Annotated in this window: 9 protein-coding genes; 2 read left to right on the top strand and 7 right to left on the bottom strand. The window is 67.4% G+C overall.

Annotated elements, in window-relative coordinates; all coding sequences use genetic code 11:
• The coding region (gene crp / locus AC1DQP_RS12620) for a cAMP-activated global transcriptional regulator CRP (RefSeq protein ID WP_478051711.1) at positions 1-529 on the top strand (529 nt) is incomplete at its 5' end.
• Positions 530-708: 179 nt separating this feature from the next.
• The gene (locus AC1DQP_RS12625) at positions 709-1,473 is read left to right on the top strand and encodes a sulfite exporter TauE/SafE family protein (RefSeq protein ID WP_457318947.1); all 765 of its coding nucleotides are present in this window, start codon (positions 709-711) and stop codon (positions 1,471-1,473) included.
• Between the two features lie 21 nt (positions 1,474-1,494).
• On the opposite strand, the gene AC1DQP_RS12630 is transcribed toward AC1DQP_RS12625, so the two are convergent.
• The 7 genes from AC1DQP_RS12630 to AC1DQP_RS12660 form a co-directional block, all read right to left on the bottom strand.
• On the bottom strand, positions 1,495-2,211 hold the full coding sequence (locus tag AC1DQP_RS12630) for a haloacid dehalogenase-like hydrolase (RefSeq protein WP_256776560.1): 717 nt from the start codon (positions 2,209-2,211) through the stop codon (positions 1,495-1,497).
• Positions 2,208-3,011, bottom strand: coding sequence for an indole-3-glycerol phosphate synthase TrpC (gene trpC / locus AC1DQP_RS12635; protein WP_256776559.1), 804 nt, complete (start codon positions 3,009-3,011; stop codon positions 2,208-2,210). The genes AC1DQP_RS12630 and trpC overlap by 4 nt, the downstream gene beginning before the upstream one ends.
• Positions 3,012-3,076: 65 nt before the next feature.
• A complete protein-coding gene (gene trpD / locus AC1DQP_RS12640) occupies positions 3,077-4,114 on the bottom strand; it encodes an anthranilate phosphoribosyltransferase (RefSeq protein WP_478051712.1) in 1,038 nt (345 codons plus the stop codon).
• A 32-nt stretch (positions 4,115-4,146) separates the two neighbouring features.
• Positions 4,147-4,725 (bottom strand): anthranilate synthase component II, encoded by a 579-nt coding sequence (locus AC1DQP_RS12645; protein ID WP_457318949.1) that lies wholly within the window; start codon positions 4,723-4,725, stop codon positions 4,147-4,149.
• Positions 4,726-4,727: 2 nt separating this feature from the next.
• Positions 4,728-5,501, bottom strand: coding sequence for an SIMPL domain-containing protein (locus AC1DQP_RS12650; RefSeq protein WP_457318953.1), 774 nt, complete (start codon positions 5,499-5,501; stop codon positions 4,728-4,730).
• 61 nt (positions 5,502-5,562) lie between these two features.
• Positions 5,563-7,038, bottom strand: a complete 1,476-nt coding sequence (gene trpE / locus AC1DQP_RS12655) for an anthranilate synthase component I (RefSeq protein ID WP_478051713.1) — start codon at positions 7,036-7,038, stop codon at positions 5,563-5,565.
• Positions 7,039-7,256: 218 nt separating this feature from the next.
• On the bottom strand, positions 7,257-8,174 hold a 918-nt coding region (locus AC1DQP_RS12660; RefSeq protein WP_478051714.1), incomplete at its 5' end, for an XVIPCD domain-containing protein.

Below are 8,174 nucleotides of genomic sequence, written 5' to 3' on the forward strand. Positions count from 1 at the left end.
TTACTACGTGATAAGCGGCTCGGTTTCTATAATTGCTGAGGAAGAGGACGACCGCGAGCTGGTCCTCGGCTACTTCGGTTCAGGTGAATTCGTCGGCGAGATGGGGCTGTTCGTCGAATCCGACCGTCGCGAGGTGATCCTGCGCACCCGCACCCCCTGCGAGCTGGCTGAGATCAGCTACGAACGCCTGCACCAGCTGTTCCTCGGCCCGCTGTCGGCCGACGCCCCGCGCCTGCTGTACGCGCTTGGGCAGCAGATCTCCAAGCGGTTGCTGGACACCAGCAGGAAAGCCAGCCGCCTGGCCTTCCTGGACGTCACCGACCGTATCGTCCGCACCCTGCACGACCTGTCCCGCGAGCCGGAGGCCATGAGCCACCCGCAGGGCACCCAGCTGCGCGTTTCCCGCCAGGAACTGGCCAGGCTGGTCGGCTGCTCGCGTGAGATGGCCGGCCGCGTACTGAAGAAGCTGCAGACCGACGGGCTCCTTCACGCCCGCGGCAAGACCGTGGTCCTGTACGGCACCCGTTGACGCCTGCGCCTGCCCCTGCCCCGTCCCGGACCGCGCACCGGCGGGTCCCCGTAGTGCCGGCCGCTGGCCGGCAACCAGGCAGCCCCAGACCCAGGCCTACCCCGCTTGGCGGGGGTTGCCGACCAACGGCCGGCACATCCCAGACCTCCACCTCATCGGTTTGCCGCTAGGCTGTTGCCATGGAACTGGGCAGCGAATTCTATTGGTTCATCCTGATCGGCCTCGGCGCGCAGCTGGTCGACGGTGCGTTGGGCATGGCCTTCGGGCTGGTCTCGTCCTCGGTGCTGCTGAGCATGGGCCTGCCGCCGGCGGCGGTGAGCGCCAGCATCCATACCGCCGAAGTGTTCACCACGGGCGCGTCGGGCGTTTCGCATCTGGTGGCTGGCAACGTCGACCGACGCCTGTTCCTGCGCCTGGCCCTGCCAGGCGCGGTGGGCGGGGTGGTCGGTGCGTACGTGCTGACCCAACTGCCGGGCGAGTTCATCCGCCCGTTCATCTATGCCTACCTGCTGATCCTGGCGATCTTCATCCTGCTGCGCGCCGCCGGCCGGCTGATGCCTGCCCAGGAAGTGAAGCGCGTACCGGTGCTGGGGTTTGTGGCCGGGCTGCTGGATGCCAGCGGCGGTGGCGGCTGGGGGCCGGTGGCCACCTCCACCCTGCTGGCCCGCGGCGGCCAGGTCCGCACCACCATCGGCACGGTCAATGCGGCCGAGTTCGTGGTGACGCTGGCGGTGTCGATCACCTTCCTGCTGACGATGGGCCTGCAGTACCTGAACATCGTCGCCGGGCTGATGATCGGCGGAATGATGGCCGCGCCGGTGGCGGCGCTGCTGGTGAAACGGGTCAAGGAACGCTGGGTGCTGGTGGCCGTCGGCGTACTGGTGCTGTCGATCAGCCTGTTCCAGATCGGCCACGCCTTCCTGTCGTGGCGTGGCGCAACCTAGGCCGAAGGCGTCATCGCAGGATCAGACCGGATCGCCGGCCCGATCCACGCAGCCCCAGTTGAGCACGGGCGTCCCCGGCGGCAGCACCTGGCGGAAATGGGCCACCCGCGACGCCTTGGGATTGACCACCACGGGCGCCTTGGCGGCCAGCAGCAACGGCAGGTCGGCGCTGCTGTCGGAGTAGGCGATGGCGATTTCGCCGTAGCCGCGCTCGCGCAGCATGCGCATCTTCTCTTCGTTGTGGCAGTGGCGGGTGGCGATCACCGCGCCCAGGCACGGGCCGACCTCGGTACCGATCACCGGCACGTCCTGGTGGGCGACGAAGGCCAGGATCGCGCGGGCCAGCTCGGGCGGTGCGCCGGTGGCGACCACCACGCGGTCGCCCTGCGCACGATGCCTGGCGAACACCGCCAGCGCGACCGGCAGCAGCCGGCGGCGGATATCGGCCTCGTGGGTAAGCACGTAGCGGTCGATGACCTTGTTGAACTCGCGCGCCCGGTGCAGGCCGAAGGTGGCGATCCAGACGTAGCCGGAAATGCCACGGCGGCGGGTGGGCAGGAACGCCACCAGCGGCCCCAAGATCGGCGTGGCCAGCAGCGCGACCAGCAACCGCAGCGGGTTGCGCTTGATCAGCCAGGCAAACAGATGGCTGCCCGAGTCGCCATCGTAGAGGGTGTGATCAAAATCGAAGACCACCAGCGTGGCGTCGTCGCGCGGCGTTGGGTAGTTCGCAGTCATGCGCTGAAGAATAGCTGACGAAGGCCCTCGCCGGGCTCTTCCACGCGCATGAAGGCCTCCCCCACCAGGAACGCATTGACCCCGGCCTCAAGCATGACGCTGACATCGGCCGGGCCGAGGATGCCGCTTTCGGTGACCAGCAGGCGATCGCGCGGCACCGCCTGGCGCATGTCCAGGGTGGTCTGCAGCGACACCTCGAAGGTGCGCAGGTTGCGGTTGTTGATGCCGATCAGCGGCACCGGCACCTGGATGGCGCGCTCGAGCTCGTCGATGTCGTGCACTTCCACCAGCACGTCCATGCCCAGCTGCATGGCCAGGTCGGACAGTTCGGCCAGCTGGCGGTCGCTGAGTGCGGCCACGATCAACAGGATGCAGTCGGCGCCGAGCACGCGCGCTTCATACACCTGGTAGGCATCGATCACGAAGTCCTTGCGCAGCACCGGCAGCGTGCACGCCTCGCGCGCCTGCTGCAGGTAGGCATCGCTGCCCTGGAAGAAGTCCACGTCGGTCAACACCGACAGGCAACTGGCGCCGCCGAACTCGTAGCTGACCGCGATATCGGCCGGATGGAAGTCCGGACGGATCACGCCCTTGGACGGGCTGGCCTTCTTGATCTCGGCGATCACCGCCGGGTTGCCGGCAGCGATCGAGGCGCGCAGCGCATCGGCGAAGCCACGCACCGGCGACGCCTGCGCCACGCGGGCGATCAGTGCCTCCAGCGGCACCTGGGCACGGCGGGCGGCGACTTCTTCGGCCTTGCGGGCCAGGATGGTGTCGAGGATGTCGCTCTTGTCGCTCATGTCGGTCAGGGTCCTTCAGGCCGGCCATTATCGACCAGCCACGGGTAAAGCGTGAAACGGAGGGCTCAGGCCCTGGCGCGGATGCGCTGGGTGGCCGCCACGTACTGGGTCATGCGCGAGCGTGCACTGCCGTCGGCAATGGCTGCGCGGGCGCGCGCCAGGCCGTCGGCGATGCTGTCGGCCACGCCGGCCACGTACAGGGCCGCGCCGGCGTTGAGCGCGACGATATCCAGCGCCGGGCCGGGCTGGTTGTCGAGCACGCCGCGCAGCATCGCGATCGATTCCTCCGGGTTGGCCACTTTCAGGTTGCGGCTGGCCGACATGGCGATGCCGAAGTCTTCCGGATGGATTTCATATTCGCGCACCTTGCCGTCGCGCAGTTCACCGACCAGGGTGCCGGCGCCCAATGAGATCTCGTCCATGTTGTCGCGCCCCCACACCACCAGCGCGCGTTCGGCGCCGAGTTCACGCAGCACGCGCGCCTGGATGCCGACCAGGTCCGGGTGGAACACGCCCATCAGCACATTGGTGGCGCCCACCGGATTGGTCAACGGGCCGAGGATGTTGAAGATGGTGCGCACGCCCATTTCGCGGCGCACCGGCGCGACGATCTTCATCGCCGGGTGGTGCATCGGCGCGAACATGAAGCCGATCCCGGTCTCGGTGATCGCCCGCGCGACCTCCTCCGGGCGCAGGTCGATGATCGCGCCCAGGGCTTCGACCGCGTCGGCGCTGCCGGACTTRGACGAGACGCTGCGGTTGCCGTGCTTGGCCACCTTGGCCCCGGCCGCGGCCACCACGAACATCGCGCAGGTGGAGATGTTGAACGTGTGCGAGCCATCGCCACCGGTGCCGACGATATCCACCAGGTGGGTCTTGTCCTGCACCGGCACCGCCAGCGCCAGTTCGCGCATCACCGTGGCCGCCCCGGCGATCTCGCCGACGGTTTCCTTCTTGACCCGCAGGCCGGTGAGGATGGCGGCCGTCATCACCGGCGACACGTCACCGCGCATCACTTGACGCATCAGGTCGACCATTTCGTCGAAAAAGATTTCGCGGTGTTCGATGGTGCGCTGCAGGGCTTCCTGGGCGGAGAAGGTCATGGGGGGTCCTTTGCGGTACAGGTGCGGCGCGCTCAGCGCTGCAGGAAGTTCTTCAGCAGGGCGTGGCCATGCTCGGTGAGGATCGATTCGGGATGGAACTGCACGCCTTCGACCGGGTGCTCGCGATGGCGCAGGCCCATGATTTCTTCGAGGGTGCCGTCCTCGTTTTCGGTCCAGGCGGTCACTTCCAGGCACGCCGGCAGCGTGGTTTTGTCCACCACCAGCGAGTGGTAGCGCGTGGCCTGGTAGCGGTCCGGCAGGCCGGCGAACACGCCCTTGCCTTCATGCCGGATCGAAGAGGTCTTGCCGTGCATGATGGTGCCCGCGCGGATCACATCGCCGCCGTAGACCTGGCCGATGCCCTGGTGCCCCAGGCACACGCCGAGGATCGGCGTGGTCGGGCCGAGCCGGCGGATCAGCTCCAGCGACACGCCCGCTTCGTTGGGCGTGCACGGGCCGGGCGAGATCACGATGCGCTCGGGGGCGAGCGCGGCGATCTCATCAACGCTCAGGGCGTCGTTGCGCACCACCTTGACCTCGGCGCCCAGCGTCTGCAGGTACTGCACGAGGTTGTAGGTGAAGCTGTCGTAGTTGTCGAGCATCAACAACATAATCAGGATCCGTCGGTAATGAGGAAGATGGCGTACACGTTTTCGGTGATGCTGATCGGCCCGGCCTGAACCGATTCGGTTGCCCGCGATCCAGTCGTCTCGATGTCGTACCCCGGCGCAGGCGGCGAAGGAGGCATCACGTTGCCTGCCTGCGCACGCGGCCAGGTGCCGGCCTGCACGCCATAGGCGAAACTCGGCGCGACGTCGGAGATGCTGTACAGCCCGGAGATCCGTGCGCCGTAGGCTTGCGCCAGACCCTGGGCCGATTGGCGCGTCTGCGCGGCAGCTTCGGCCTTCAGCTCGGCGCGCAACGTCGCTTCTTTCGAATAGCCCGGCTGCAGGGAAGTGATCTGCAGGTCTTCACTGGCGGCGGTATCGCGCAGAAACGCCTGCAGTGCTTCGGTGTTGTCAAAGCCACCCCGCACGCGTCGGCTGACCCGCGTGCCGACGAACTCCTGCCGGTTGTTGGCATAGCGCATTTCGGGCTGGATCATCAGGTTGTCCGCACGCACGGTGCCAGACACGGCGCGGTGTCGCTTGAACGACCCCAGCACACTGGCAATGTTGTCCTGCACCTTGCCGCGCGCCACGTCGGGCTGCATATCGGTCGACTTCACCAACAAGTCCACGGTGAAACGGTCCGGCATCACCGTCCGTGAGCCTTCGCCCTTCACCAATAGATGCGGCTGCGAGGGAATGGAGTTGGCCTGCGCCCATGCAGGTGCGGCCGCCACGGCCAACGTCGACGACAACAGCAATGCGCTCAGCAGCTTCATGCGGTATTCCTTGTCAGATGATGCAGCGGAAGACCGTGGCAACGGCCACGGCGCTTTAAAATCAGAGGCCCTTGGCAGCCTGCGCCACGGCACGGAACAACGCGCGCCCCTTGTTCATCGTCTCGTCCCATTCCTTGCCCGGATCGGAGTCGTAGACGATGCCGGCACCGGCCTGCACGTGCAGGCGACCGTCCTTGATGACCGCGGTGCGGATGGCGATCGCAGTATCGGCATCGCCATGCCAGCCGATGTAGCCGATGCTGCCGGCGTAGACGTTGCGCTTGATCGGCTCCAGCTCGCGGATCACTTCCAGCGCGCGGATCTTCGGCGCACCGCTGACGGTGCCGGCCGGGAACGTCGCGCGCAGCACGTCGGCATAGCTCAGGCCCGGCTGCAGCTGCCCGGTGACTTCGCTGACGATATGCATGACGTGGCTGTAGCGTTCGATCACGAACTGCTCGCCCACTTCCACGGTGCCCGCGTTGGACACGCGGCCGGCATCGTTGCGCCCCAGGTCGATCAGCATCAGGTGCTCGGCGCGTTCCTTCGGATCGGCCAGCAGTTCCACTTCCAGCGCGTTGTCTTCTTCCACCGTGGCGCCCCGCGGGCGGGTGCCGGCGATCGGGCGCACGGTCACTTCACCATCCTGCAGGCGCACCAGGATCTCCGGCGAGGAGCCGACCACCTGCACGTCGCCCGTGTCGAGGAAATACATGTACGGCGAAGGATTGAGCGCACGCAGCGCGCGGTACACATCCACCGGGCGCGCCTTGAACGGCACGCTCAGACGCTGGCTCAGCACCACCTGGAAGATGTCGCCGGCGCGGATGTATTCCTTGGATTTCTCCACCGCGGCGATGAAGCCCTCGCGGGTGAAACCGGAGACGAAATCGTTCTCGTCCAGCACGTCGCGGGTGATCGGTGCGGGGTAACCGGCGCCGGGGGCGCGCAGTTTGGCCACCAGCGCGTCCAGCTTGGCCTGGGCCTGGTCCCACGCCCCGGGCTGGCCGGGGTCGGCGTGCACGATCAGGTACAGACGGCCCTTGAGGTTGTCGAACACCGCCAGCTCTTCGGAGTGCAGCAGCAGGATGTCCGGCGTGCCCAGCTCGTCGCGGCCACGCGGTGGTGCCAGGCGCGGCTCGATGTAGCCGATGCACTCGAACCCGAACCAGCCCACCAGGCCACCGGTGAAGCCCGGCAGACCGGCCAGCTTGGGCACCGAATGGGCGCTGCGCAGCGCCTCGACCTCGGTAAACGGATCGGCCACCTCACGGGTTTCCACCACCTCACCGGACTCGCTGACGGTCAGCGTATGGCCGTGGAAGGCATACACCCGGCGCGCCGGCAGGCCGATGATGGAATAGCGCCCGAAGCGTTCACCGCCCTCGACCGATTCAAACAGATAGGTATGCGGGCCGTCGGCGAGCTTCAGATAGACCGAAAGCGGCGTGTCCAGGTCGGACAGCACTTCGCGGACGACGGGGATGCGGGTGTGGCCTTCAGCGGCCTGCTGCTGGAACTGCTCGAACGTGATCAAGACGACTTTCCTTCCGGGAAACGGCGGTGGCGGGACGGACGACGGCAACAGGCCACCATCGCCACCAACGGCGAGCGGAAGAAAGGGTATGCGGGGTCGTCAGAATGGACACCCGGCGACTGTACCGCATCGGCGGCATGGGATGGAACCCGTTTGGCCGGCGCGGGTCAGCCCGGCGCAAGGCCATGCCGCGCGATCCCGTCAGCCGCGCGGGGCTGTCAGCCTATCCGCCGGGCCACCGATTGCTGGTCCTGCGCCTGCTGTTCGGCGGTGACGCTGGCGGTCAGCTGCGGCGCATTGGCCGCCCGGTCCTGCTGCCGGTCGACCTCGGCCGCCTGCTCGGTACTGACGCTCAGCGGCTGCTGTCGTCCAGCGACGACGTCGACATAGGCCAGGTGACGGTTGACGGCGGCCAGGTCCGGCGTATCCACCGCGAACGCACGCGCGCGATCCTCGCTGAGCACCACCCGCTCGATCGACTGCAGGCCTTCCTGCTTGGCCTTGGCTGCCAAGGCACCGGCGAGCTGATCGCTGTGCAGGTCGGGGGTGTGGTTGAAGCTGGCGTCGATGCCGTGCACGCCGGTTTGTGCACCCTTGAAGAGCTTGTAATCCTGATGGCTGGGGTCGTTGATCCCGACCGTTCGGCTGCCAGGCTCGGTACCGACGCTGGCCGGCCGGCCGGCGTCCGGGTGCTGGATACGCTCGTGCTGCTGCACCAGCGTCCGCGCTGCCGCCTCTTGCCGGATCAGTTCCGCGTCCAGGCTGGGGATAACGGTTTCTTTCATGCCGTGGCGGTTGACTGCCTCGCCGAAGGCCGGGCCGATGCGGTCGTACAGCCGCTTGGTTTCGATGATGTTGCCGATATTCTGCGGCGCAGTCGGGGTGGGCACATAGTTCCTGGCCGTGCTCTGCAGCCCCGCAGCGATGCCACCCACCGATGCAAACACCGCCGGTGCCTGCGCCGCGGTTGTTTTCACGTGATACGCGGCCAGGTCATACCCCTTGTCGACGTAGGCGCCCGCCGTGGCGTAGCCGTTGCGCAGGCCACCGGCCGCCCACTGGCCGCCATGGTCGATGGTATCTGCGACGCGGCGGCCCGCGCCCCGCGCCGCGTCGGCGTCCTCACGGGCGTGGCG

The organism is Stenotrophomonas sp. P5_A8 (assembly GCF_056400545.1).

Excerpts from the sequence above, each read along its gene's own strand:
- AC1DQP_RS12650 (WP_457318953.1), bottom strand. The coding sequence starts at position 5,501 with ATGAAGCTGCTGAGCGCATTGCTGTTGTCGTCGACGTTGGCCGTGGCG.
- AC1DQP_RS12645 (WP_457318949.1), bottom strand. The coding sequence starts at position 4,725 with ATGTTGTTGATGCTCGACAACTACGACAGCTTCACCTACAACCTCGTG.
- AC1DQP_RS12625 (WP_457318947.1), top strand. The coding sequence starts at position 709 with ATGGAACTGGGCAGCGAATTCTATTGGTTCATCCTGATCGGCCTCGGC.
- trpC (WP_256776559.1), bottom strand. The coding sequence starts at position 3,011 with ATGAGCGACAAGAGCGACATCCTCGACACCATCCTGGCCCGCAAGGCC.
- AC1DQP_RS12630 (WP_256776560.1), bottom strand. The coding sequence starts at position 2,211 with ATGACTGCGAACTACCCAACGCCGCGCGACGACGCCACGCTGGTGGTC.